General features: G+C 38.2%; 20 protein-coding genes and 6 pseudogenes. 21 read left to right on the forward strand and 5 right to left on the reverse strand.

Going from position 1 to position 25470, the window contains the following annotated elements:
• Positions 1-157: 157 nt before the first annotated feature.
• The 7 genes and pseudogenes from FFM61_RS09150 to FFM61_RS07710 form a co-directional block, all read left to right on the forward strand.
• Positions 158-352 (forward strand): helix-turn-helix domain-containing protein, encoded by a 195-nt coding sequence (locus FFM61_RS09150; protein WP_240005993.1) that lies wholly within the window; start codon positions 158-160, stop codon positions 350-352.
• A 610-nt stretch (positions 353-962) separates the two neighbouring features.
• Positions 963-2315, forward strand: coding sequence for an SLC45 family MFS transporter (locus tag FFM61_RS07685; RefSeq protein WP_074428081.1), 1353 nt, complete (start codon positions 963-965; stop codon positions 2313-2315).
• 94 nt (positions 2316-2409) lie between these two features.
• The gene (locus tag FFM61_RS07690) at positions 2410-4668 is read left to right on the forward strand and encodes a glycoside hydrolase family 65 protein (RefSeq protein ID WP_074428080.1); all 2259 of its coding nucleotides are present in this window, start codon (positions 2410-2412) and stop codon (positions 4666-4668) included.
• A gap of 56 nt (positions 4669-4724) precedes the next feature.
• Positions 4725-5708, forward strand: coding sequence for an aldose epimerase family protein (locus FFM61_RS07695; protein WP_074428079.1), 984 nt, complete (start codon positions 4725-4727; stop codon positions 5706-5708).
• A gap of 2 nt (positions 5709-5710) precedes the next feature.
• The gene (gene pgmB / locus FFM61_RS07700) at positions 5711-6382 is read left to right on the forward strand and encodes a beta-phosphoglucomutase (RefSeq protein ID WP_074428078.1); all 672 of its coding nucleotides are present in this window, start codon (positions 5711-5713) and stop codon (positions 6380-6382) included.
• A gap of 878 nt (positions 6383-7260) precedes the next feature.
• Positions 7261-7554, forward strand: a pseudogene (locus FFM61_RS07705) (transposase); the annotation flags it as partial.
• A gap of 41 nt (positions 7555-7595) precedes the next feature.
• Positions 7596-8198, forward strand: a pseudogene (locus FFM61_RS07710) (DNA/RNA non-specific endonuclease); the annotation flags it as partial.
• 192 nt (positions 8199-8390) lie between these two features.
• Here FFM61_RS07710 and FFM61_RS07715 read toward each other — a convergent pair.
• Positions 8391-10748: a nitric-oxide reductase large subunit gene (locus FFM61_RS07715; RefSeq protein WP_074428077.1), complete on the reverse strand. Its 2358-nt coding sequence runs from the start codon at positions 10746-10748 to the stop codon at positions 8391-8393.
• A 102-nt stretch (positions 10749-10850) separates the two neighbouring features.
• A pseudogene (locus tag FFM61_RS07720) lies at positions 10851-11193 on the reverse strand (IS30 family transposase); the annotation flags it as partial.
• A gap of 174 nt (positions 11194-11367) precedes the next feature.
• On the opposite strand from FFM61_RS07720, the gene FFM61_RS07725 reads away from it, so the two are divergent.
• The 5 genes from FFM61_RS07725 to FFM61_RS07745 all read left to right on the forward strand — a co-directional run bounded on the left by FFM61_RS07725 (position 11368) and on the right by FFM61_RS07745 (position 14126).
• A complete protein-coding gene (locus tag FFM61_RS07725; protein WP_074428076.1) occupies positions 11368-11931 on the forward strand; it encodes a recombinase family protein in 564 nt (187 codons plus the stop codon).
• 113 nt (positions 11932-12044) lie between these two features.
• Positions 12045-12836, forward strand: coding sequence for a ParA family protein (locus tag FFM61_RS07730; RefSeq protein ID WP_074428075.1), 792 nt, complete (start codon positions 12045-12047; stop codon positions 12834-12836).
• 71 nt (positions 12837-12907) lie between these two features.
• Positions 12908-13144, forward strand: coding sequence for a ribbon-helix-helix domain-containing protein (locus tag FFM61_RS07735; protein ID WP_074428074.1), 237 nt, complete (start codon positions 12908-12910; stop codon positions 13142-13144).
• 19 nt (positions 13145-13163) lie between these two features.
• A complete protein-coding gene (locus FFM61_RS07740) occupies positions 13164-13355 on the forward strand; it encodes a hypothetical protein (RefSeq protein ID WP_074428073.1) in 192 nt (63 codons plus the stop codon).
• Between the two features lie 423 nt (positions 13356-13778).
• Positions 13779-14126: a hypothetical protein gene (locus tag FFM61_RS07745; protein ID WP_074428072.1), complete on the forward strand. Its 348-nt coding sequence runs from the start codon at positions 13779-13781 to the stop codon at positions 14124-14126.
• Between the two features lie 200 nt (positions 14127-14326).
• Here the strand turns inward: FFM61_RS07745 and FFM61_RS09220 are convergent, their stop codons facing one another.
• Complete coding sequence (locus FFM61_RS09220) at positions 14327-14434, reverse strand: type I toxin-antitoxin system Fst family toxin (RefSeq protein ID WP_137604619.1); 108 nt, start codon at positions 14432-14434, stop codon at positions 14327-14329.
• A 529-nt stretch (positions 14435-14963) separates the two neighbouring features.
• On the opposite strand from FFM61_RS09220, the gene FFM61_RS07755 reads away from it, so the two are divergent.
• The 6 genes and pseudogenes from FFM61_RS07755 to FFM61_RS07780 form a co-directional block, all read left to right on the forward strand.
• Positions 14964-15317 carry a MobC family plasmid mobilization relaxosome protein gene (locus FFM61_RS07755; protein ID WP_074428071.1) on the forward strand — a complete coding sequence of 118 codons (354 nt, stop codon included), beginning with the start codon at positions 14964-14966 and terminating at the stop codon, positions 15315-15317.
• Positions 15299-15976 (forward strand): relaxase/mobilization nuclease domain-containing protein, encoded by a 678-nt coding sequence (locus FFM61_RS09155; RefSeq protein ID WP_240005995.1) that lies wholly within the window; start codon positions 15299-15301, stop codon positions 15974-15976. The genes FFM61_RS07755 and FFM61_RS09155 overlap by 19 nt, the downstream gene beginning before the upstream one ends.
• A gap of 50 nt (positions 15977-16026) precedes the next feature.
• Entirely contained in the window at positions 16027-16608 is a 582-nt protein-coding gene (locus FFM61_RS09160; RefSeq protein ID WP_240005996.1) for a Mobilization protein MobB, read from the forward strand.
• A gap of 1723 nt (positions 16609-18331) precedes the next feature.
• A pseudogene (locus tag FFM61_RS07765) lies at positions 18332-19486 on the forward strand (RepB family plasmid replication initiator protein).
• Positions 19479-20006 carry a helix-turn-helix domain-containing protein gene (locus FFM61_RS07770; RefSeq protein WP_137604620.1) on the forward strand — a complete coding sequence of 176 codons (528 nt, stop codon included), beginning with the start codon at positions 19479-19481 and terminating at the stop codon, positions 20004-20006. The pseudogene FFM61_RS07765 and the gene FFM61_RS07770 overlap by 8 nt, the downstream one beginning before the upstream one ends.
• 213 nt (positions 20007-20219) lie before the next feature.
• Positions 20220-20309: pseudogene (locus FFM61_RS07780) on the forward strand (IS30 family transposase); the annotation flags it as partial.
• Positions 20310-20350: 41 nt separating this feature from the next.
• Here FFM61_RS07780 and FFM61_RS07785 read toward each other — a convergent pair.
• Positions 20351-20818: a Dps family protein gene (locus tag FFM61_RS07785; RefSeq protein WP_003587210.1), complete on the reverse strand. Its 468-nt coding sequence runs from the start codon at positions 20816-20818 to the stop codon at positions 20351-20353.
• A gap of 507 nt (positions 20819-21325) precedes the next feature.
• On the opposite strand from FFM61_RS07785, the gene FFM61_RS07790 reads away from it, so the two are divergent.
• Positions 21326-21916 (forward strand): site-specific integrase, encoded by a 591-nt coding sequence (locus FFM61_RS07790; RefSeq protein WP_074428117.1) that lies wholly within the window; start codon positions 21326-21328, stop codon positions 21914-21916.
• Between the two features lie 427 nt (positions 21917-22343).
• Positions 22344-24611 carry an ATP-binding cassette domain-containing protein gene (locus FFM61_RS07800; protein WP_074428116.1) on the forward strand — a complete coding sequence of 756 codons (2268 nt, stop codon included), beginning with the start codon at positions 22344-22346 and terminating at the stop codon, positions 24609-24611.
• Positions 24612-24673: 62 nt separating this feature from the next.
• Here FFM61_RS07800 and FFM61_RS07805 read toward each other — a convergent pair.
• Positions 24674-24901: pseudogene (locus tag FFM61_RS07805) on the reverse strand (IS3 family transposase); the annotation flags it as partial.
• Between FFM61_RS07805 and FFM61_RS07810 the strand changes: the two are divergent.
• Complete coding sequence (locus FFM61_RS07810) at positions 24891-25154, forward strand: hypothetical protein (protein ID WP_240005998.1); 264 nt, start codon at positions 24891-24893, stop codon at positions 25152-25154. The pseudogene FFM61_RS07805 and the gene FFM61_RS07810 sit on opposite strands and share 11 nt — an antisense overlap.
• The last annotated feature ends 316 nt before the right edge of the window (positions 25155-25470 follow it).

The following is a 25470-nucleotide window of genomic DNA, read 5'->3' on the forward strand; positions in this document are numbered from 1 at the left end:
TTTCTCTTCACGATGCATCTTCACAATGCTGGCTTTAAAATCATCTTGATATCGTTTCATTGGAATGCTCCTATCTTATTTTATTAATTATGGCACAACTGTTCAGAAATTTATGTACCAAATACTAGGATAGGAGCAAAAGGCGTATGTCTCAAAAATGACACTTAGCCATGTAATTAATCATCCAGATCAAGTATCACCTGAACTGATGGTGCGAGTACAACATGCAATAAAAAAAAAGACCGTTGACTATCTGCCAAATCAAGTCGTACGGTCATTAGTCAACCAACGCTATTATGCCATTCGTTTCCTACTTTTAGAAGATGTTACAACAGTTGAACCGAATTATTGATTCGATTAGCTATAATTTACAACAAAAAGATTAGACACTGAAAATTAGCTTAGATATTACGACAGAGACACAATCTATTGACGTGAATAATCGAGCAGGCATTGAATAAACGACTGAATATATGTGCTGGCAGGGATATCGTGATATTTATTATATTGTTTTATCGTTAGATTAGTATTGAACTTAATGCACAATTTCTAATTGCCGACTACGATTATCCGTGCGAGCGATTAGATTGCACTTGTTGTGCTAAGTGCGGTTCAGCCGAAATTAAACACCCATAAGACAAGCGTTTGTCTTAATTGTTGAAAAAATTGTCGCACAAATTATTTCTTAAATTGAATCAAAAAACGATAGAATTAGGAAATACCGGCATTTCAGCAGCTATAGCTGTTCGATAAACAATAAATTTGCATAATGTTATCGTTAACATTGTGCAAACGCTTCCATTAATTATCCAAATGTTCTATGCTATAAACGGTTGCGTATATTGGTGTTCAGACCATGTTCCTGATTTCTAAAAAAACAGTTTCATCACGAATTGTTCATATAGATGGGCATGATTAGAGCAAATCAGTTATGTTTCAAAAAAATTTTGGAGGAAGTAATGATGGTAGATAAGAAAAAAGGGCAGGGGTTGCCAAACCTGCCGCTAAGCACCATTTGGATGCTGAGTTTTGGATTTTTGGGTGTGCAGATGGCATTTTCATTGCAGAGTTCCCAAATGGGACGTATTTTTCAGACTTTGGGTGCTGATCCCACTAAGTTAGGTTTTTTCTTCATCCTACCACCATTGGCAGGGTTGTTTGTTCAACCACTAGTTGGTTATTTTTCAGATCGCACATGGACAAAACATTTTGGTCGTCGTATGCCTTATTTATTGGCTGGCGCTCTTGTGTCAGTTATCGTAATGTTCTTGTTGCCTAACTCAGGTAGTTTTGGTTTTTCAACTACTGCTGGGTTATGGTTTGGGGCTACCACAATTTTGTTCATGGATTTGAGCTCTAACGTTGCGATGCAGCCCTTCAAGATGGTTGTTGGTGATATGGTTAATGAAGACCAAAAGTCATACGCATACTCAATTCAAAGTTTCTTATCTAATACAGGATCTGTGTTGGCAACTATTTTCCCATTCTTGCTGACAGTGATTGGTGTTTCTAACACAGCGCCTAAGGGTCAAGTGCCAGCATCTGTAATTATTTCATTCTATGTTGGTGCAATCATCTTAGTTGTCTTTTCACTGATTGCGGTCTTTAACGTAAAAGAATATGATGATGCCACTTATGAGTTATATCATGGCTATGCTTTGAACACACCAAATGATGGTGAAGGTGGTTTCTTAACTTTGTTAAAGCATGCACCAAAAACATTCTGGATGGTTACTTTGACTCAGTTCTTCTGCTGGATGGCATTCCAATATTTGTGGACCTACGGTACTGGTGCTGTGGCAGGCAATATTTTCCATGCAACTGATCCAACAACGGCTGGCTACCAAAATGGTGGAAACTGGTTTGGTATCGTGTCAGCGGTTTATGCTATTGCAGCCGTTGTGTGGTCGCTAGTATTATCAAAGATTCCAGCAAACAAAAACAAAACAGGTTATGCTTTGTCGCTATTTTTGGGGGCAATTGGGTTCATATCAGTGTTCTTTATTCATTCACAGTATTTGTTGATTGGCTCATTTATTTTAATCGGTATTTCATGGGCAGGTATGATGACATACCCATTCATTATGGTAACCAACGCATTGCCCGGTGATCACATGGGGACTTATCTAGGATTGTTTAACGGTTCAATTTGCTTGCCGCAAATTGTAGCCTCAGTTGCTAGTTTTGCACTATTCCCAGCACTTGGTTCACATTTCCCATCAATGATCTTAGTATCCGGAATCTTAATGTTAATTGGTGCTGTTAGTGTTGGATTTATCAATGAAATTCACAGTAATCCAGTAGATGCACAATAATGGCTAACGCTTCGGCGTTAATATGTGCGACCGGTCGTCGTAGATATTAGCGCTGAAGCTAAGCATTAGAAAAATTGAAGAGGTAGAAATCTTTATGAAACGAATTTTTGAAGTTGATCCTTGGACAGTTACGTCACATGATTTAAATCCCGAAGATAAACGTCTCCAAGAATCTATGACGAGTTTGGGCAACGAATACATGGGCATGCGTGGCATGTTTGAAGAAGTCTATTCCGGTGACACACATCAAGGAATTTACGTTGGTGGTGTTTGGTTCCCAGATAAAACACGTGTTGGTTGGTGGAAAAATGGTTATCCGCTTTACTTTGGAAAAGCTATCAATGCGCTAAACTATGTCAAAGCAGACATTTACGTTGATGGCAATCAAGTTGATCTAGCTAAGAATGATGTGACTGATTTTGAAGTATCATTGGATATGAAAAATGGTGTTTTGAATCGAACGTTTACTGTGTTTGGCGTAACGTTTAAAATCACGCGCTTAGTTTCAGCAGCAGTTAAGGAATTGGCAGATATTCACTATGACTTGTCATCTGCTGATGGACAAGCGCACAAAATTCGTTTTGATGCTAGTATTGATGCTGACGTCGTCAATGAAGATTCAAATTATGATGAAAAGTTTTGGCAAGTTTTGGATGCAGGTAATGAGACTAATTCATCGTTTATCGCTACGCAAACGATTGAAAATCTGTTTGGTGTGCCACAATTTACAGTTGTTGCCCGTCAGAGCTTTGTTGGCGGTGAAAAGCATGGTGTGAACCGCTCTGAAAAAGAAGTGACTGATAACTTTGACATCGAAGTACCAGCCAAAAGTTCAGTTAGTTTTGAAAAGCGCGTGATTGTGACAACTTCGCGTGATTATGATAGCCTAGCTCAAGCGATTAAAACAGGCGAGACACTAACTGCGAATCTTGCCACACAAACATACGACGATATCTATACAGCACACGCGCAAGAATGGGCTAATCGTTGGGAAAAAGCTGATGTTCAAATTGAAGGAGATGATGCGGCGCAGCAGGGTATTCGCTTCAACCTATTCCAGTTATTCTCAACTTACTATGGTAATGATCCACGTTTGAATATCGGACCAAAAGGTTTCACTGGCGAGAAGTACGGTGGTGCCACGTATTGGGACACCGAAGCATTTGCTATTCCTGTTTACCTTGGTGTTGCTGATCCGTCTGTGACCCGTTCATTGCTACAATATCGTTTTGATCAGTTGGATGGTGCATTCCACAATGCCAAAGAACAAGGCTTAAAAGGTGCTTTGTACCCAATGGTGACCTTTGATGGTATTGAGTCACACAACGAGTGGGAAATTACTTTTGAAGAAATTCACCGTAATTCGACAATTGCTTATGCGATTTATAATTATACAAACATCACGGGAGATCACTCATGGCTTGACGGCGACGGCGCACAAGTTTTGTATAATATCGCACGCTTCTGGGCAGATCGTGTCCACTATTCTGCCCGAAACGATAAGTACATGATTCATGGTGTCACGGGTCCCAACGAGTATGAAAACAATGTTAATAACAATTTCTATACAAATTGGATGGCAAAATGGGTTTTGCAATACTCCCTTGAACACTACGATGAAATTCATGCTGACGAAAAAGCTAAGTTGGCTTTGACAGATGAAGAATTAGCAAAGTGGCAAGAAATTGTTGATAAGATGTATTTACCAGAGGCTAATGTTGATACCAAGATAGGTAAAAAGCATATCTTTGTTCAACATGATACATTTTTGGATAAAGATTTGACACCAATCGCTGATATGCCACAAGACATTCGTCCAATTAACCAAAACTGGTCATGGGATCGCATTTTGCGCTCGCCATATATTAAGCAATCTGATACATTACATGCCATGTTCTATTTCCCAGATGCGTTTACTGAAGAAGAAAAGCGTAACAACTTTGAATTCTATGAACCATTGACAGTGCATGAGTCATCATTGTCGCCATCTGTTCACTCAATTTTGGCTGCTGACTTACAAATGGAAGATAAAGCAGTTGAAATGTACGAACGTGCGGCCCGTTTGGACTTAGATAATTATAATAATGATACGTCAGATGGTTTGCATATAACCGCTATGACAGGTTCATGGTTAGCGATTGTGCAAGGATTTGCCGGCATGCGTGTGCGTGATGGTAAACTCCACTTGAGGCCATTCTTGCCAAAGAATTGGACAAAATATGCTTTCCGTTTGGTATTCCGAGGTCATGTTTTGGAAGTGTCAGTTGATGGTCAAGGTGCACATGTTGACTTGATTTCAGGTGAACCATTAGTGATTGACCTATTAGGAAAAGATGTCGAATTGACAAAGTAATAAGCCTGATGATGAGCGAGAAATCGCTCATTTGCTGTATAGCGGGAAAGGATATCATGAAAGTAGTAGAGAAGGATTTTGGACAATTACCTGACGGAAAAATCGTGACGGCGTTTACCCTAGAAAATATTAAACACACACAGATTACTGCGATTTCGTACGGAGCAACTTGGCAATCGTTTTACGTTGAACGTGATGGTGTCAAACAAGAATTGTTAGTCCAATTTGATGATTTAGCCGCGTATTTAGATAATCCATTCCATTTTGGAAATACAATTGGTCGTGTTGGTGGTCGTCTATCAAAAACTGATTATGATATTAATGGGGCACATTTTACATTAACGCCAAATGATCATGGCAATGTTTTACACTCTGGCATCAATGGCTTTGATGTGGTTAATTGGCACGGTGAAGCAAGAAATTTGGGTACAGCGGCGGAAATTAATTTCACACGTACTTTTGATGATGAATTCGCCGGACAATTAGCTGCCCAAGTGACCTATCGATTGGACGATGAAGATCGTTTAGACATTATATTTAGTGGCGTTTCAACCGAGAATACATTGTTCAATCCAATGACGCATGTCTACTTTAATTTAGTTGGTAAGGATCAAGATATCAGTCAGCATAAATTACAAATTGCATCACATCAACATCTTGAAGTTGATAATCACGCGATTCCAACCGGTAACGTGATTGATAATCAAAATACAAAATTTGATTTTGCGCATTTGCATGCCTTGGGACAAGAGCATTACGATGATGCTTGGGTATTAGATCCCAGCCGTCAAGGGGAGGGAGTAGGACTAACTTCACCCGATGAAAGTTTGACCTTGACAGTGGATTCAGATCACAATGGTGTGGTTGTATTCACTGCCAATCCTGATGATAGCAGTGACATTAAAACAGCGCTTGCTATTGAGATGCAGACCTTGCCTGATGCGGTTAATCATGAAGGCTTTGGTGATATTGTTTTGCCAGCAAATGAAACAAAAACATATACTGTAACTTACCAAATTAAAAAAAGCGAGGATAAATAAAAATGGCTAAATTTTCAGATATTAAAGGTTTTGCCTTTGATTTAGATGGGGTTATTGCTGACACGGCGCGCTTTCATGGTGAAGCTTGGCATCAAACGGCTGATGAGGTTGGCACAACTTGGACACCAGAATTGGCTGAAGGTTTGAAGGGCATCAGTCGCATGGCTTCCTTACAAATGATTTTGGATGCTGGGGATCATGCCGATGATTTTTCTCAAGCAGATAAAGAAGCATTAGCAGAAAAGAAAAATCATAATTATCAACAACTCATTTCAACATTGACTGAAGATGATATTTTACCTGGCATGAAAGATTTCATTCAATCAGCTAAGGCGGCCGGCTATACAATGTCGGTGGCATCAGCTTCTAAAAACGCACCAATGATTCTAGATCATTTGGGATTAACCAAGTATTTTGTTGGCATTGTTGATCCCGCCACTTTGACAAAGGGAAAACCTGATCCTGAAATCTTCGTTCGTGCTGCGGAAGTCTTACATTTAAATCCAGAAAATGTTATTGGATTGGAAGATTCAGCTGCTGGTATTGTCTCAATCAATGGGGCAGGTGAGACATCACTAGCCATTGGTAATGCCGATGTTTTGTCTGGAGCGGACTTGAATTTTGAGTCTACTTCAGAAGTGACCTTAGCAAATATTGAAGCTAAAATGCAATAGAGAACTAAAAAGAGTGTCAGTGTATAAAAACACTGACACTCTTTTGTTGTCTTAATTAACATTTGCCACCGTATTGCCCTGCTTGAGTGTGATATCGGTAAAGGTTACGGTATGCGGTGTTGTATGTGATCAACGAGAGCCGTAATAGCTAATTCATCCATCTGTGTAAATTTTTACTGCACAGGTGCTAAAATAGGACGTGCTAATTGGGTTAATTCTGTCCAATCGATGATCACTGCTCTTATACTAAAAAATGGACTATTTTTATTCAGTCCGTAAAATGAAAGTATAGGAGTATTTTTATGTCAATTCGTTATTCACAAGATTTTAAAGCGAGCGGCCATCTTAGTATACAAAAATAGTCCGTAATGTGGGATTGCCGCTCGTTAATCAATTTTTAGCGCAGGGCTACGCGCTTGTGCGTATTTTAAGTGCACTTAAAATCAAACCTAGTACCTATTACAACTGGCGCCATTGGCAGCCCAGTCGACAAGAAAAGCGTAGAAAATCCCTGAAACCTTATATTTTAGACGTTTGGAAAACCTTTAAATTTTATGGTTATCGTCGTATTGCTGCTTATAGTTAACAAACCGACGGTCCGAAAGTATCTGAGTATATGACACTCAAATTGATGCGTGAATTAGGGATTAAATCCCGCATGCAAAAACATTATCGCAAACCCAAAACTGTTGTGACGGTTGATCAAAAACCCAATCTGATTAGACACTTGCATGATTTGAGCGGTGTTTGGCAAACAGATATCACTTATATTCAGTTGACTAATCACAGATGGGTCTATTTAGCGACGTTTTGGATCCTGAGAAGAGAAAAGTATTGGGCTATAAAATTTGGCGATATAATGAGCCGAGCTAGCCACAAGTGCCTTACAGATGGCTTTAGATAAGCATCGAAAGCCAGTAATTATTCATTCAGATATGGGGTCACAATACACGAGTGCTGAATTTAATATTAAATGTCAAAATTATGGCTTGAAACATTCATATTCACTCAAAGGACATCCATACGATAATGGCCGTATGGAAGTATTTCATTCAATATTGAAATGTGAAGAGGTGTATTTTAAGACATACGAAACATTAACGCAAGTCCAAGCAGCCATTGGTTGGTATATCAATTTTTATAATCGCAATAGTATCTCAAATGTTGCCTAAGTAACTGAATAAAAATAGTCCAATTTATTGACTTCTGAGCAAGTTTGCTGGGCGCCAAATCGTATACATCGACGAACAACTTCACAACCGGAACCCGACCACAAAATGTCGGTGCCGACCAAAATGGTGGCATGCGGGCGGCAGAGGAAGCCGCAGAGAGCTACTGGAAAGATAATCCCAATACCCGCCACGTCATTTATTATCAAACCACCCCACTCTACCAAAAAAGTGAAACAATGCCCCGGGGTTCAGTGGTTGACGTCCGTTCCTCAGATAAAGTTTTAAATACGCAAATTGTGGTCATTAATGATGCTGAAGGGATTAAGATTGATCACAGCGATGGTCGTAATAACGCCAAGCCATATCGACACCGCAATTCAAGTTCCGCTTCATCGCGGCAATCGACCTCATCAAATACCACTGAGGCTTCCAACTCACATCAAAGTACCGGCCCAACAACTGGTACGATGACAGCAAATGGCTCCTGGACGGTGGCCGCCAGCGGCATGGTATTTGTCTCTGATAGTGATAAATACTATTCCGAAGTCAAGAACCCAAATAACTATCAATATGAAAGTGCTTCTCAAGAAAGTGCCAGCGGGGCAACTCGGGCTCAAAGAGGTAATCAGTACGCTAGGCCTTAGTTCAAGCGGTAGCTATTTCAAAGTAGTGATTTCTTCTTTTAATCTGGTTAATGACAGTTTTAATACACCGTTCAGATTGATAAAACTTGGAACAAATGGCTGATTTTGCCGGCTAACAAAAAGAAGCGCAGCTATTCAATCGAATAACTGCGTTTCTTTTTGTTCTGAGATCAAATTGCCTGTCGCCGTCTCTTAATAGTCGTTCTTTAATTCAGCTGCGTCTTCACGTTCATCTTCTGCAGCCAATTTTTCTAGCGCTTTAGTGGCAGCCCGATTATCATCTTTTTTCAGGTTAAAGAAGGCCCTGACGACAATAACCAGTAGAACCACCACACCAGCCGTAAAGATTAAATCCGGTACCAGTCGTGCCCACAGCAGACCCGCCACGACTGGTTGGTGATAGAAACTGAGCAGCCGAGCGTGCCAATAACCGTGTTTTAGCGCATCGATTAATTGGATTTGGCCCATTGGTAATAACGTAATGAACACCATTCCGGCAAGACCAATGTTGGTCAGCCAGGCGACCCAGCTAACGGCCTTTTCCATTTTTTTAGTCCAAAATTGTTTCTTAGTCACATTTCGCAATGTATAGAGCATAATTGCGATCGAGAACATGCCATAAACACCAGCCATCGAGGCATGGGCGTGGGCGGCAGTCCATTGCGTACCATGTTCAAAATAATTGATTGCAGGCGCGTTAATCAAGAAACCAAGTGCGCCGGCACCAACTGCATTCCAAATTCCCGTCCACATCAAGAAGATAAAAGTCCCTTTGTAAGGAAATACCTTCTGTGTATCTCGGTAGACACGGTAATGTGTGTAGGCTTCCCAAACCAGCAAGCAGAGTGGGACAATTTCCAGCGCAGAAAAACTTGCCCCCAAAGCGAGCCAAACTGAATGATCGCCTTCCCAAAAATAATGGTGTCCCATTCCGACAACGCCAGAACCTAAAAGAAGAATCACTTGGAAATAAAGTGCTCGAACTGTTGAGCGAACCGTCGTCAACTTCATATCAACCATTAACCAACCAATAAGGATCACCGCAAATGATTCAAAGATCCCCTCTACCCAAAGATGGACAATCCACCAACGCCAATAGTCAGCAAAAGTAACGTGTGAATTTGGCAGGATGAATAGTGATGCTAAGTAGAAAGCAGGAATCGCAATGGCTCCAGAGAACAGTAAGGTCGTCAGTCTTGTTCGATCATAATCCGCCTTGCGTTTCAAGGCAGGTATAAATCCTCTCATCAAAATAATAAGCCAGAGGACCATCGCCAAAATAAAGACGATCTGCCAAAATTTGCCCAGTTCAAGATATTCCCAGCCGAAATTACCAAATAACCACCAATTTTTATTGATAATGCCAAGGGTTGATCCCCATTCACCAAGCATGGATCCGCCGACACAAATAATTAATCCCCAAAATAACAGATCAACCAATTTTCCTTGATTTCTGGGCTCTCGTCTAAGTACCCGAGGAACAATGTAGATTCCGGTTGCCAACCAAGTGGTTGCGACCCAGAAAATAACCAATTGGAGATGCCAGGCTTTCGCAACGTTAAACGGCCAAATGTTTTGCAGTGGCAAACCGAAGAACGAGTTCTCAACATAGTAATGGGCCATTAGTTCTCCCATCAAAATCTGCAATAAGAACATCAGCATCACGATTACGAAAAATTTGGCTACTTTCTTCTGGCTGGTTGTAATCGGCAGATCCGGATCAATGTCAATCGGCGAATCTGGCAGATACCGTGATTCCATATCAAACTGATAACGACGCTGGAAGTAAATAATTACGCCAATCCCAACGACTAACAATGCAACCGAAATAGCCGTCCAAACCATTGCCTCGGCGGGCATCACGTTGCCAGCATCCTGATCATAAGGCCAATTGTTTGTGTAAGTGAAACTTCGATCTGGTCGGTTTGTGGAAGATAACCATGCACCCCAGAAGAAGAAGCTCGTTAACTGATCCACTTTATTGCCTTTATACATGAAAGCATCGGTTTTCTTTTGGTTGATCATCGATGCCGGGAGTCCAGCCTGTTGTGGATTATTAATAAATTCTTTTCGATAATAGCTTTGAAGCGTTTTAAGTCCTGCGGCTTGTGCATCGGTCAACCTTAAAGTTTGTTTGGCCTTGTTATAACGGTTGACTCTAATTTCCTTCCTAACTTTAGCCTTAATGCCACCCTGCTCAAGGTCACTCAACGTTGTAAAGTCCTTATGATACAACGTCTTTGCATAATACTGGTCCATTCCCTTCAAGTAGATATGCAATGATTGGGCCGTATAATCCGGTCCTAAGTATGACCCATTCCCCAAATAGGTACCGTAATCAGCTAAACCGTACTTTTCGTAGACTGCTTGCCCAGATAATAATGATTTTTTTGAAATAAGTTCAGTTCCATTCTGGTTAACAATCTGACTTGGCCGGGGTGCCTCATTTTTAAAAATTGCTAACCCACCGGCAATTAAGATTGAGAAGGCACCCACTAGCGTTACTACGAGCACCCTCGTCAGGCGTCGATAATTATATCCTGCCTTCATATTCCTATCCTCCAAATAATAAGTTGACCTTTGATTACCCTTATATAATACCATGAGTTTATATCATAATGAATAATTATTTTATAAGGTAGATTGCAAGAATTAACCGAACACTGCGAACTGCTGAAAAACCTTTCGTGGTGATTGCCAGTTAAGTGTTTTCATTGGTCTCGCATTGATCCAATGATTAATTGATCTAATTCTTTGGTGCTAACTGTTTCAATTTTGCGTTCTTTCGGTATAAAACGACGGATGTATCGATTTAATATCTCATTACTCCCACGTTCTTCTGGTGAATATGGGTGCACAAAATAGACTGGAATGCCTAGTTTTTGCTCGATTTCGTTATATTTTGCAAATTCTCGCCCACAATCAACAGTGATTGACTTGGCATTTTTGATCCCTTGAAAAAACGAATTAAGACTGGTGTCACTGCCTGACTATTATATATAAATAAAGATTTACACTAAAAAGCGACATAACTCAACAGTTGTGTCGCATTTTTTTGTACCTTATAATTAAAGGCGTTAGAATTCGTCATAACTTAATGACATAAGTGCATGCCTTTTTTACTGCAGAAATACCAAAATTGCTATATAAATCAGATTGGAGACATAAGATGAAATATGGTTACGCCAGAGTGAGTACCACAGATCAAAAACTAGAAAATCAAATTGAGCGCTTAAAAAATTCAGGCGCTGAAATAATCTATCAAGAAAAATTTACTGGTACAACTACTGAACGCCCTGAATTTAATAAATTGCTGAATGAACTAAAAGCAAATGATACATTGATTGTGACAAAATTAGATCGCTTCGCACGCAATACTAGAGAAGCCCTTGATATCATCCAAATCCTATTTAAACGTAACATCAAAGTTAATATTCTGAACATGGGACTAATTGATAACACGCCCACAGGGCAATTAATTTTTACTATTTTTAGTGCCTTTGCCCAATTTGAACGAGACATGATTGTGACACGAACCCAAGAGGGTAAAATATACGCTAAAACACATGACCCCTATTTTCATGAGGGACGCCCACAAACCTACACAGATGAACAAATACGTTTAGCTTATGAGTTGCGCCAACAAGGCATGACTTACAAAATGATTGCTAGAAAGACAGGCATTAGCGAACGTACACAACAAAGGCGATTCAAAGATATTTATCCCTTATAATTATACGTATAAATATAACTTATGTGTATTAATTGTAAACATTATTATGCTATGCTATTATGCTTATAAGGATAAATATTAAACATACTTAATGCGTATGAGGAGGATTAATAATGAAGATTATTACGTTTTCAGCCATAAAGGGGGGCGTTGGCAAAACAACACTTACCTTTAATTACGGTGAGTGGTTAGCTTCCCACAACAATAACGTCTTGTTTGTCGACTTAGATCATCAAAGTAATTTAACTCAAACCTATGGAATTTATGATAGTGCAGAAACTGTCGGAAATATCTTTTTAGGAAGAGGTAAAGTGAAAATACATGAAATCAAAGACAATATTAGTTTAATTGCTGGAGATATGCACTTAGATGATATTGAAAGAGATCTTGAAAATAAAACAAATAAAAATATGTTGCTATACATGTGGTTATCAGATAACTATAATCGTTTGAATTTAGAACGCTTTGATTATATTATTTTGGATAGTCACCCTGATTTTTCTACGGCAACCAAAAATGCAGTGATTATTAGTAATGCTATACTTAGCCCAATTACACCTAGTGAACATGGCTACAATGCAAAATTTAATTTAGAAGAACGCATAAACGAATTACAAAAAGAAGCAATAGATTATTCTAGTAGACAATCTTATGTAACTGCTAAGTTATTTTTTATCGCTAACATGATTAAACATAATACTAAATCTTCCCACGAACTGCTAGAAGCATTAAAAGATGACCCTAACATCCTTGCAACAGTTCCAGAAAAAGAATTATTCAATCGTTCTACACTTGATAAAACGTCGTTATCAACAATGGCTCTAGATCATAAGACATATATTAATCAACGTGAATTTTTTGATAATATTGATAAAACATTCCAAGAAATTACTAATAGATTATAGACAATAGATATATTTATTAACCATATGTATACTTAGTACGTATGCATATTAAGTATAAAGGAGAATTGGATATGGCATTTAACCCAGAGAATAAACAAATAAAACAAGCTCTACAAAAAACAGAACAAATTGAACCCAAAGATAAATTAGTAATTCCTGTATTTAATGATGCAGATGAAGATGAACGAACAAAAAATTATACATTTTCACTTCAACCAAGTGTCAGAAAGAGACTTGACACTTTAGCAAAAGAACATAATTTTAAATCTGCTTCTAAGTTTCTTAATGAACTAATCAAAAATATGTGATAGAAAGGAGGCAGATAAAATGGACCAATTAAAAGATAGTCTGAACAGTAAACCAGTAACAAATGAAACCCCTGCACCTAGAATTTCAAAGTCTTACACTTTAAAACAAAACATTGCTAATAAACTAGCTAGACGTGCTAAAGAAAAAGAGCTAACAGCTTCTAGATATTTAGAACAACTGTTAAAAAAAGAATTTAACTTGAACGGCTAAAAAGAAAGGAAGCCATGAGTGTTGCGGGTGTTCCCATTAAAGATGTTTAGTTGGAAGAGAGATAGGCACTATGTGACGACCCAAACTGGGGCCTCAATGTTGACAATGGAAAAGCAAATTAACAAAGTAGTGGCTGCCGAAGATCCCTTAGTTACTAGCGATTTACACCAGGGAATAGGTGAGGTCAATTTAGGACGCGAATATTTTTTGAACCGCCAATGGTTGACTTACAGGAACTTTGGGAATACTCTTCACATAACCCTGACCCTGATAAACGTAAGCTATACGACACTTTATTTATTTACGTTTTAGACAAACGGCAACGTGATGTGATTAGTGAGCAGTATTTTACTATCTAATAAAATAGTTTTGACCAACCAACCTTAGTTACACCGTTTTGAAGTTATATGTGGAGGAAATTGAATGTTAAATTATTACAATACAGACGATTTATATGAAATGCTTAAAGAAAGAACGCCAGAAAACATGTTAGTACCAAGATGGTTACTCCCAAACGTAAAAGGTAATCATGGCAGTGGCAGTATAATATTGTATTCAGTTTTACTAAATCAATTACTTGAAAATTTTATAAACAATAAAGAACTGGTCGATGAAAATGATGTTAGTTATATTATTCCAAACAATGATGAAATAGAAGATTCATTAAATGAGCCAGTTACACCATTTTACAAAAAATTAGCTAACTATAATTTAATTCGACAAGACAAAGAAAGAGTTTACCTCTTACGTCCTGATAATTGGAATGCTTAAATTTAGTCTCCGTTTCAATGATTACTAGGTGCAATTAATCTACCTTAATTGCACCATTTTAAAAGAATATGCTACAATGAGCTTGCGAAACAAAAAGATTTGAGTGCATTACAGCACAAAAGCCCAGCCTACTGCGAATAGGTTGGGCTTTTTTTATGTTTGCTGCGATTACAAACATGTGCGGTTAAAAGAGTGACTTGCTAACGGTTGTCGTCTTTGTTATTCTTCTTTAACCAATAAGAAAATAGTGAATTCACTATGCCTACAATGATAGGCGTGACAATCAACAAAAAGATTTGAAAAAGCATTACAACACCCCCTTTCAGGGCAAGTTGCCGTTTATTAGTATAGCAGAGTTGTACTTTTGCTGACAGACAATGATGGCGGGCAAGCTAGTTTAGCTTGCCCTGTTCGGGTAGAACTCTGCATGAAATGCTCCTACTGAAAGTATGCGTCAAGTACAAAAATTGTCTTGATGAAATCATGCTTATTATGCAAAATAATTTGGCAGACAGCCCCCTGTCGGGTAGGCGCCATTTGCGGAATAAATCAGCAAATGGCATACGCGTAAGATTGGCAAAAAGTGGCTAGCATACAGCTAGAAATTTCGCCATGAAGTAGCGTAGCTAGGGGTTCAAGGGGCGAGCGCTAGCGTCCCCTTTGCAAGCACCACATTAGACACGTAAGTGGCTATCATGTGGGTTGCTTGCCAAACCCCGTGAATTGATTTCCAAACCACGTGAATTGATTTATTATGTGAGTATAAACCATTAGGGTTTCACGAGCTTAATCAATCAATTCACTTGCCTGAAAGGCAAAACAAAGGGGGTGGGGTTTGTGAGCGAACAACACAATATGGCTAGCTATCTATCCGATAAACAACCCAATCGGAAAGACAGTCGGCAAATCAATTTTAGAGTGAGCGAGCAGGACTATTTAAAGCTTTCGCTGACTGCGAAAGCTTTAAATATGTCCGTGCCTGCTTTTGTCAAAAAGAAGGCACAAGGGGCACGGATCGTTGCCCCCTTGATTGGCGCAGAAGAAGCCCAAGCATTAACCCGTCAATTAGCAAAAATTGGGGGTAATCTCAATCAATTAGCCAAACACGCCAATCAAGGGGGCAATGTTCCTGCCCAAGCATTGCAGGAACTGCAAAGTGAGGTGGCACACATATGGCAACAACTCACATAAAACGGTCTGCCAGCGCGTCACGCCTTGTCAATTACGCCAAAAAACGAGCGGTCTTAAAAGACGGACTAAACCTTGATGTTGACTACGCAAAAAGTCAATTCAAACAAGTCCGTGAAGTGTATGGCAATCAAGGCAAGACGCAGGCGTATGCTAGCCGTATCTCGTTTAGTCCCAAAGAATTTGACCCGACAAACGAATATGACCAACAAAAAGCGCTCGATATTGCCAAAGAAGTGTATCAAAAAACCTACCCTAATCAGCAAGTCGCTTTATACGAACATGCCGACACGGACGCTTTACACATTCATGCCGTCATTGGGGCAATCGACTTAGAAACAGGGAAAAAAATGCACGGTAACTGGCAAGAATACCGCGAAAAATTAGTCCATAATACCGATGAAATCGTACAAAAACATGGGCTTGAAGTTACGAAAGTTGACCCTGAACGCTATGAAAAACGTTCTATGGCAGAAATTAAAATGCATGATCGTGGGCAACCCACATGGAAGGACCAAATCAGACAAGCCGTTGACAGCACCATGTCTAATCCCCTTATTCGCGATTTTCAGACGTTTAGAGACGATTTAAAGCAAAAGGCGATAAGATGTATGGGAACGAGGAAAAGGCCTTACCTATCAGCTCACAGGCACGAATTATAAAGCACGTGGTAACAAACTCGGCACAGCTTACCAAAAGGAGGCAATTTACAATGAGTTGGAAAGACGTACCAGAGACCAAAGAGACACCCAATCAGAGACCCGAAAACCAGATACAAACCGACCTGATAGCACTCAATCAGACCATGAAAGAAATCAGGAACTATCAGGGCACGCAAATTCAACTACAAAGCAAACAACAAATCGAATTGACCGAACAACTGACACAAATCAAACAAGCCAGTCAGCGCGTCAATCAAGCCTTTCAGAAGACATTGAACGATTTAAACAGCAACAACGAGACCAACAAAGAACAATTAGTCGCGACGCTAAAAGACGCGCAAAACCACTTCAACGAGCAGACAAAGACCGTCAATCAAAGGACAATAGCCGAACTGCAAAAGATAAACAGCGTCCAACAGGACAACAACAATACGTTGAAAACCCTAAGCGACAGCCTAAGCCAGACCGTTCAAGGGACTATGGACCAAGTCGCTAGTCGGTTATCTACTGAAATTAATCAAACTCATAAAAAAATGAGCTGGTTTGAAATAAAAAATTATTTGTATGCTGTTATACCAACAGGATTACTCTCAGGGTTCATATTTTGGCTTCTAACATATTTTTTTGCCTAACTAATATTTTTTATGTATACCGCCCTGTTTTTTAACAACACATAACTCTCTCAATGCCTCACAACAAAACGACCAATTGAAATCCTATCGTTATAACCAGCTCGCAAAGCTCTCTCTCGACATTTCACCAACAATCCCCTAATTGGGGCAATTGGTGAGCTTCATTATGTGCATCTCATAACGACTGACTTTCGTCACAGTAGATTACGTGCAAGCTATCCCTTACAACCCATTCGGTTGTGTTTTGACGTTGTTTATATATTGTTAACACATGAAGATATTAACAACTAAAAAACGTCTCTAATGATGGTTTAGAGACGTTTTTTCATATAGGTAACTGTTTAACCCTTTACACAATCCGGGGACTACCGACTTCGATTCATTACTGAACCAGCTTCTCCGCAGGCTTTATGTCTTCATCACGGCGCAACCCGTGACCGAATCCTAATTAGCTATCCAAACGTGGACTAATTAGCATTTCCTCTCCATTTCTTTGTTTACACTGTCCGTGGAGCGCACAGCAAGGACCTTCACTTAACGTCCTAGAGTCCACCTAGGCTTCTTTTTAGCTGCGTGAGTTATACGCTTGTTTGATATCGGTTAACACTACTCCCCGGCAAAAGAAAAAGGCTTTGTGGTTCTCTCATCAAGATCCACAAAGTCCGTTATTATCGTCTTTGCCAGGAATTTTCCTGTCTTTTTTTCTAACCATATCTTGTCTAAAAACTTTACACCGCTACCAGATATGTTATACTTAAAAGTAAATCTTGATGTGGTTGTGCACATCAAGTCATACCAAGTGGGACGCCAATCCCGACAAGGTACTTCTTATAAAAAGCAATCTCCAAGAACACCAATTCTTGGGGCTTTTTTTTGCATTTGTATTTAATTGATGTTTTCAGTTTACCACAGCAAACCCTTTCATGAAACAAGTAATTCATATCTACATAATTAAAAAATCATAGAAAGTCATCTAAGTTGTGTTTAATTATTTGCAGTGCGTGGCAAAAATTTCTTAAAAGATACCTCATTAAATGCTATATACAACACATAGCGAATAGAGAGTCATATGGGTGAAACGGTAACTGACTAACTCTTTTCTACTTGTATTTTTCATATTACTTATTTTTCTTGTATGTATATTTTATTGGCGTAGTCAAATATGTTAATTTTTTTATTTTAGTTATTGCCCCTTGGTTAATTTTTGGATTATTATTCTAACCATTAAGTATGTTTATATTAAGTTAGTCGTACCAGTCGGTAAATGCTTTTAATAGCTATAATGTACATTGTAAGCAACTTTAAATTTTTGCTTATATCAATATATATTTAAAACTACCTATAACGATGTAATAGGCAATTTTAAACATCCATGCATGTGTTCACTGGATCTTCAATGAAGATCCTCCGATAAAATGTGCTGAGATTGTTTGTCAATCATAGTGATATGAACAAATTCTTTTGAAAAAATTTTTTAAAGATGAAGAAGGCACAGCCTATTATAAGTTCATCTTATATATTTTAATCTTTTGTTCTTTTGCGTGGTTATAAATCCAGTAATGGCAAGGGTTTTACAACTAAAAGGTCTACAAAAAACTATGTATAGGTCTACAAGCGAATTTTAAATGTAGCTACTTCAATGTACAATAAAAGCATAAAGAAAATCCTGGCTAGAAGTTTTTCTTTATGCTTCCTAATAACACGCACAAAGGAGCGTATTTATATGGCTATTATACCAAAATTGAATTCAAGGAAAGAACATACGGCGCCTGATTTGGCGAAACGTAAAGTGGTTGAACATAATAGTTTAATCACGTCCATTGCCAAAATGGATAAGCCACCACTCAAAATGTTTGAGCTAGCCGTGTCTTTAATTGATACGGATAATCCACCCAAAGATCAGACAGTGTATTTATCGAAACGGGAGCTGTTTGCATTTTTTAAAGTTGATGACAGCAACAAACATAGTTGATTTAAAGAAGCCGTTGAAAAAATGCAAAAGCAAGCCTTTTTTCAGATTAAAAAAGAACAAGACAAAGGTTTTGATTTTGAGAGTATTGTACCGATTCCTTATGTTAAATGGGCGGATTATCATGATGAAGTCACTATCGAGTTTAGTGACCGAATTATGCCATATTTAATTAATCTGAAAACTAATTTTACGCAACATGCTTTGTCAGAACTTGCAGAATTAAATAGCAAATACGCTATTATTTTGTATCGGTGGTTATCAATGAATTACAATCAGTATGAGCATTATCATGTTAAAGGTGGACGCCGAGAGGCACAAGTTGAAGGTTATCGTAACCCCACAATAAGGATGCGTGAGTTACGAGAAATGACTGATACTGCTAATGAATATAAAAAATTTGCAAACTTTGAAACTAGGGTATTGAAAGAACCTTTAGCAGAAATCACAAATCATACCAGCTTTAATGTTATATATGAAAAAGTTAAAAAAGGACGCAGCATTGAAAGTATTGTCTTTCATATCACTAAAAACCAAGTCGCAGATGATATTAGTTACAAATTAGATGATCCCGTTTATATTGACGGTAAGATAAGACAAGAAGAAAGTGAAAAAGATCTTGTATATGAAGCTATGAAGAGTCCATATACAAAATTGTTGATGGAACATTTCTTGTTGTCATACATTGATTTGACGGATACGGCTATTTTGTCAGGGCTACAGAAAAATGTTTATCCACTTTATGACGAATTAAAAGAGTTACGTGGATTAAATGGTGTAAAAGAACACTTAGCATATATTCGAGATAAACAAGATGACTATTCGAAAAACAATATTGCTAAGTATCTTAAAAAATCGATTGAACAGTATCTACCAATCGTTAAAAGGCAGGATATAGATCATGAGTGAAAATTTAAAAACGATTCGAGAACTTGCTGATGAATTGGGCGTTTCAAAGCAGGTCATATGGCAAAAGATAAAAAGAGATACGTCAATCGATTTACGTCAATTTACATCAACAAAAGGTAATACCGTTTACGTTAATGTTGACGGCCAAAAGACTATTAAATCAATGTTTAAAAATGGTTCATCAACCAAAGAACATCAACATAAAGATGATATTGACGACAACGAAAAAGATGCTGTTTATGATCAAGATGAAGTGAAATTCCTTCGCAATTTAGTATCAGAAATTCAATCTGAAAAGAAAGAGTTACATAAATTACTAGACCAGCAACAAAGATTGGCCTTACAGGACAAACAACTGCTCGAAGAATACAAGGCAGAAATTAAGGACTTGAAAGCCTTAACGATGGCACCGCATGATGATGGTGAAAAAGAAGTGACGTCAGACAAACAATCGGAACCTGAAAATAGCACCCCGGAGTCACAACCTAAACCTAAAAAGTGGTGGCGTTTTGGTAAATAGTTACAACTAAAAAAGAAAAGAAGACTAGTTAAATAGCGGAAGATAAATTTGAACAAGCTGTAGCTGCCAAGCTAAAGGGTGAAGGCTGGGACTGTCCCACAGATTATTCTGGTGGGTAGATTGTAAAATTAATCCGAACGCTGTTCGGACAAAAAAGATCAGCTTCCTTTAAAATGGTGTTTACCACAAACCCATCTTTTAGGAGCTGATCTTTTGTCTAGTATAACCTATTCCGAACGAATTAAAATCGAAACCTTTTGTGAACTAGGGTTGTCCAATATCCAAATGGACGTTCGGATTAATTTTACAATCTACCATAAGCCTACCGATTTTTTAATATTATTTTATTCATCAATTTCCGGCGCCGACCCAAGCTCTGCCTGAATCATCCAGATTTTCTTCTCAATTGCGGTTTTGAGACCAATGAAAATATCTTGGGTACTGAAGTCTTTTTCAACATCGGATACTTCAATGCCGTGTTGGTAAAGGTCTTCCAAGTAACGATAGCCATCAACTAAGTGTGCGAGGCGTTCTGGGGTTGTTTTGTCCCATTCACCAGGCCAGTCTTGAATCTTAGTGTTTTCGGCCATTTCTTTTAAAGTCGAGTAAGGACTGCCATCAAGCGCAATCAGCCGTTCAGAAATGACATCGAGTTGGCTGTCAATTTCTTCCATGAACTCATCCATCAAGGGGTGCAACTTCAAAAAGTTGGGTCCACGCATGTACCAATGCGTCTGATGGATAATCATTGACATCTGGCTCAAATCGGCAACGAGTTGATTTAATACTGCTTTGGTTTTCGTATATTTCATTAGATTGATCTCCTTTCGATATGGTTATTATAACATAGTGGTAGCTTAATCTGAAACGTTATACACTGGCAAATTAAGTTATTTATAGCCCGTAGAATTAAGTCGTTTTGAAAAGATGGAGACGTTATATGGTAGATTGTAAAATTAAATAAGGCACAAAAAAAGATGCTTAAGGATAAAGAAATATATAATCATTTCAATTTAGAAAATATTCCCAGTTCCATCAAAACGGAGCTAAACAAGATAGTGCATGACATCGATGACTAATACTTTAACACCAAACAGAAAGGGGCTATGAATATATAGGGTCTAACTAAAATAACCCCTCAAAAATACTATTAAAATAACTCTCATTATCTAGTGATTAGATAATGGGGGCTGTTTTTTTGTTAAGTGATATAATAAACCATAAAAGAAGTTTAGAAATACGGTCCTGGTCATCAATAAATAAACAATTTAATTAATTATTTATTTAATTATTTAATTTCAGAAAGGTATATATAAATCATGGCGCAACAAATTGTCCTACCCATCAAAGACTCCAACGTCTTAAAGATGGTACAAGATACACTTCTCGATAGTTTCCGTGCTGGTCGCCGAAATTACACCGTTTTTCAAGTTGGTAAGGCCACGCTACTACGTGTGAGTGATGTCATGACATTAAAAAAATCAGATGTCTATAATCCAGACGGCTCTGTCAAAAATACAGCCTTTATTCATGATAAAAAGACCGGTAAAGCAAACACGTTATATCTAAAGCCTGTCCAACAAGACTTGTTGCAATATCATGATTGGCTGGTACAAGAAAACATCAATTCTGAGTGGTTATTTCCCTCGACAGCCCATCCAGACCGGTATATCACTGAGAAGCAGTTTTATAAGGTCATGTCACGTGTTGGTGATCTATTAGGTATCAACTATCTAGGCACACATACCATGCATAAAACAGGTGCTTATCGCGTCTATACACAATCAAACTACAACATTGGCTTAGTCATGCATTTATTGAATCACTCAAGTGAAGCCATGACACTGACTTATCTTGGATTAGACCAAGCTAGTCGCGAAACGATGTTAGATCAAATTGATTTTGGTTAACCTATAAAAAAATTTTGCTCGTATACTGAAAATCCGGATTGCTTTATTTCTAGGGCATAATCCGAGATAATCAAGTATAGGTTTTTTTATTATGAAAGCTAAGAGATACTCAACTGAATTTAAATCATCAATTGTGCCTTGTACAACGAGGGTCGTACTGCTAATTCGCTGGCCAATGAATATCATTTGGCTGTACAAACGGTTACGGGCTGGGTCAAAAATCTCAAATCAATCCCAACTGCTCTTATACTAAAAATAGTCCATTTTTTTAGTATAAGAGCATAAATTAGGGCCTAGTACTTTTGGAATGGAAATACTTTCCAACACCAAAAATTCTAGACCCGATTATTTTTGTTAAACGAGATTTCTATATATAAACGAGATTTCTATATATAATGGAATTATAAATTTACTGTTGGAGGTTTTTATGACTGATTTATTTGCAGATAGGACTATTTCTATCCATGGAGCTCAAGAAAATAACTTAAAGGATGTCAGTTTAGATATTCCTAAGCATAAAACGACTGTATTTGCTGGTCTTTCTGGGTCTGGTAAATCCTCTTTAGTTTTTGATACATTAGCCGCTGTTTCCCGACGTGAATTGAATGAAACTTTTCCTAGTTTCACCCAACAATATTTGCCTAAATACGGTCAACCTGAAGTGAACCGAATCGACAACTTACCAGTGGCAATTGTGGTTGAACAGAAGCCTATTGGTCGTAATTCTCGATCTACTCTGGCAACCTACACCGGCATCTATTCCGTCTTACGTTTGATGTTTTCTCGAATTGGACAGCCTTGGGTTGGGTATTCTGAATGGTTTTCCTTTAACCTACCTCAGGGAATGTGTCCAAAATGTCAGGGATTAGGCTTTGTTGACGACATAGATGAACGTCAATTAATTGATCCTAATAAATCACTCAATGAAGGTGCAATGACTTTTGCCGGTTTTCAACCGGGAACTTGGCGTTGGAAGGAATATGGCAACAGTGGATTATTTGATTTAGACAAAAAAATTAAAGACTACACCGATGAAGAATATGATTTATTCATGCACGCTCCGCAACAAAAATTAAAAAATCCACCGGCAAATTGGGGCCGTACGGCATTATATGAAGGACTAGTTCCACGTATGCTTCGCTCTGTTATTCATAGTGCCTCAGGTCGTCATCATGAAGCTGCCTTATCAAAGATTGTCACTCGAAAACCTTGCCCAGTATGTCATGGAACACGTCTGAACAAAAAGGCTCTAACTGGTAAAATTGCTGGCAAAAATATTGCAGAAGTCAGCGATATGGATTTAGTAAGTGTCCTAAAATTTTTGGATAATATCTCGGACCCCAAGGCTAAAACAATGGTGCGTGAACTACATAGTAAAGTTCAAGCTTTGGTCGACATCGGTTTAGGTTATCTTTCCCTTGGCCGTGGAACTGATACTCTATCTGGTGGAGAAGCTCAACGAATTAAAATTGCCAAATATTTGACGAGTTCCCTATCCGATTTAGTTTACGTGCTCGATGAACCAAGTGTAGGACTCCATCCTCACGATATTAAATTAATTACCCAATCCTTAAAAAAGCTCAAGGAACATGGCAATACCATTATCCTAGTTGATCACAACCCTGCCATTATTTCGACAGCAGATTATGTCGTGGAAATGGGACCACAAGCCGGCAAAAATGGTGGTCAAGTAACTTTCACTGGTACCTACGACGAACTATTACGGTCAGATACGATTACGGGTAAAATGTTACGAGAAAAAATCACTTTCCCAAAGCCTCGTGAACCTCAATCTTGGCTAAATGTTAATCATGTAACTTCTCATAATTTAAAAGACGTATCTACCAGAATCCCTCAAGGTGTAATGACCGTGATATCTGGACCAGCAGGTTCTGGAAAAAGTACTTTAGTCCAAGCTTTCAAACAACAAGTTTCTGATCAAGACTATATTGATTTGAGTCAGGATTCTGTAGGTTTGAATATTCGTTCTACACCTGCAACTTACTTGAACATTTTAAATCCTCTACGAAAGCTTTTCAGTAAAGCCAACAATGGCGTTTCAACACAACTATTTAGTTATAACGGTAAGGGTGCTTGTCCCCGTTGCAAAGGTAAAGGTGTGATGATCACCGAGATGGCATTCATGGATCCAATCGTTCAAGAATGTGAGTTGTGTCATGGGAAACGTTATAGCCAAGAAGCACTACAATACACTTATCATGGCAAAGATATTTCTGAGGTTCTAAATCTTTCTATCAACGACACTTTAGAGTTTTTCAAAGATGTGCCAGATATCTACAAAAAGGTTAGTCTACTCCACCAAGTTGGACTTGGTTATTTAAATCTTAGCCAGTCGATGACCACTTTATCTGGTGGTGAAGTGCAACGTGTTAAGTTAGCAATGGAATTGAATCATACCGGCCGAATCTATTTCTTAGATGAACCAACAACCGGATTGCACTTACAGGATACTCAACAATTGATCGATTTATTTGAAGGATTGGTTGATAAGGGCAATACATTAATTCTGATTGAACATAATCTGAAATTAATTTCACGAGCCGATTGGTTAATCGATATGGGACCCGATGCTGGTAAATTCGGCGGTCAAGTTTGTTTTGAAGGTCATCCAAAAGATAGCCTAAACGATAAAAACTCTCGGACTGGTGCTGCATTAGCAGCTATAATTTCTTAAAAGATTCAAAAAGATCACCTCATTTAAAGTGCAACACAAAAGTTAGACAAAATTGAATATTTTTAAACTGCTAAGGCATGTTCCCTGTATTCGCAGGGAGTCATGCCTTTTGTTTTCTGTGATATTCGTCGATTGTTAAACCAAGCGACGTAATTCTTTGTGATTTCCTTGAATTCTCCAATATCTTTACACTGTGGAAATCCATTAAGACATTCTGTTTTAAGAAGATGAAAGAAGCTTTCAATTGGCGCATTATCAAGACAGTTTCCCTTACGAGACATGCTTAAAAATGATTATGGTGTCGACAAGCTATCACATACTTATGTGGAGGCCCGGTATGTTCTTTATAAGATGGATCATGAAGAACTCACAAAAAATAAAAAAGTAGCCCAGTCATGGTTAAAAACACTGACGACAGCTAGAGCAGATCCAGACACCAAAATAGCGCCGACTAGGTTAGATTGGGGCATTGAACAAGTTAAAGCATTAATCAATCAGATTATCGAATTAACGCGTACTGTTTTTAAGGGACCAAGTATATAACGTTAAAACAGCTTATTCCCCCGTCTAAGCGTTTTTATACACGAAACGTATAATTAGTAATTAAACAGATTAAAACGTCTCTATTGACTTAATAAGTGGCAATTATGTTATATAACTAGGTAGTCGGCATTTAAAATGATTCAACACAAAAAGAGCACCACGTACAAATTTTATGTGCACCAGTGTTCTTTTTGTGTTGTTTTTTATTGATTGAATAAAAAGGCGAAGCCTATTATAAGTTTATCTTTTATATTTTAATCTTTTGTTCTTTTGCGCAGTTATAAAGTCAGTATTATCAAGGTTTAACAGGATAATA

The sequence above is a fragment of the Weissella hellenica genome, assembly GCF_005405545.1.
GTDB lineage: Bacteria > Bacillota > Bacilli > Lactobacillales > Lactobacillaceae > Weissella > Weissella hellenica.

What these genes read in the sequence shown, in the direction of transcription:
- FFM61_RS09150 (WP_240005993.1), top strand. Translation starts at nt 158, where the DNA reads ATGACACTTAGCCATGTAATTAATCATCCAGATCAAGTATCACCTGAA.
- FFM61_RS07685 (WP_074428081.1), top strand. Translation starts at nt 963, where the DNA reads ATGGTAGATAAGAAAAAAGGGCAGGGGTTGCCAAACCTGCCGCTAAGC.
- FFM61_RS07690 (WP_074428080.1), top strand. Translation starts at nt 2,410, where the DNA reads ATGAAACGAATTTTTGAAGTTGATCCTTGGACAGTTACGTCACATGAT.
- FFM61_RS07695 (WP_074428079.1), top strand. Translation starts at nt 4,725, where the DNA reads ATGAAAGTAGTAGAGAAGGATTTTGGACAATTACCTGACGGAAAAATC.
- pgmB (WP_074428078.1), top strand. Translation starts at nt 5,711, where the DNA reads ATGGCTAAATTTTCAGATATTAAAGGTTTTGCCTTTGATTTAGATGGG.
- FFM61_RS07715 (WP_074428077.1), bottom strand. Translation starts at nt 10,748, where the DNA reads ATGAAGGCAGGATATAATTATCGACGCCTGACGAGGGTGCTCGTAGTA.
- FFM61_RS07725 (WP_074428076.1), top strand. Translation starts at nt 11,368, where the DNA reads ATGAAATATGGTTACGCCAGAGTGAGTACCACAGATCAAAAACTAGAA.
- FFM61_RS07730 (WP_074428075.1), top strand. Translation starts at nt 12,045, where the DNA reads ATGAAGATTATTACGTTTTCAGCCATAAAGGGGGGCGTTGGCAAAACA.
- FFM61_RS07735 (WP_074428074.1), top strand. Translation starts at nt 12,908, where the DNA reads ATGGCATTTAACCCAGAGAATAAACAAATAAAACAAGCTCTACAAAAA.
- FFM61_RS07740 (WP_074428073.1), top strand. Translation starts at nt 13,164, where the DNA reads ATGGACCAATTAAAAGATAGTCTGAACAGTAAACCAGTAACAAATGAA.
- FFM61_RS07745 (WP_074428072.1), top strand. Translation starts at nt 13,779, where the DNA reads ATGTTAAATTATTACAATACAGACGATTTATATGAAATGCTTAAAGAA.
- FFM61_RS09220 (WP_137604619.1), bottom strand. Translation starts at nt 14,434, where the DNA reads ATGCTTTTTCAAATCTTTTTGTTGATTGTCACGCCTATCATTGTAGGC.
- FFM61_RS09155 (WP_240005995.1), top strand. Translation starts at nt 15,299, where the DNA reads ATGGCAACAACTCACATAAAACGGTCTGCCAGCGCGTCACGCCTTGTC.
- FFM61_RS09160 (WP_240005996.1), top strand. Translation starts at nt 16,027, where the DNA reads ATGAGTTGGAAAGACGTACCAGAGACCAAAGAGACACCCAATCAGAGA.
- FFM61_RS07770 (WP_137604620.1), top strand. Translation starts at nt 19,479, where the DNA reads ATGAGTGAAAATTTAAAAACGATTCGAGAACTTGCTGATGAATTGGGC.
- FFM61_RS07785 (WP_003587210.1), bottom strand. Translation starts at nt 20,818, where the DNA reads ATGAAATATACGAAAACCAAAGCAGTATTAAATCAACTCGTTGCCGAT.
- FFM61_RS07790 (WP_074428117.1), top strand. Translation starts at nt 21,326, where the DNA reads ATGGCGCAACAAATTGTCCTACCCATCAAAGACTCCAACGTCTTAAAG.
- FFM61_RS07800 (WP_074428116.1), top strand. Translation starts at nt 22,344, where the DNA reads ATGACTGATTTATTTGCAGATAGGACTATTTCTATCCATGGAGCTCAA.
- FFM61_RS07810 (WP_240005998.1), top strand. Translation starts at nt 24,891, where the DNA reads ATGCTTAAAAATGATTATGGTGTCGACAAGCTATCACATACTTATGTG.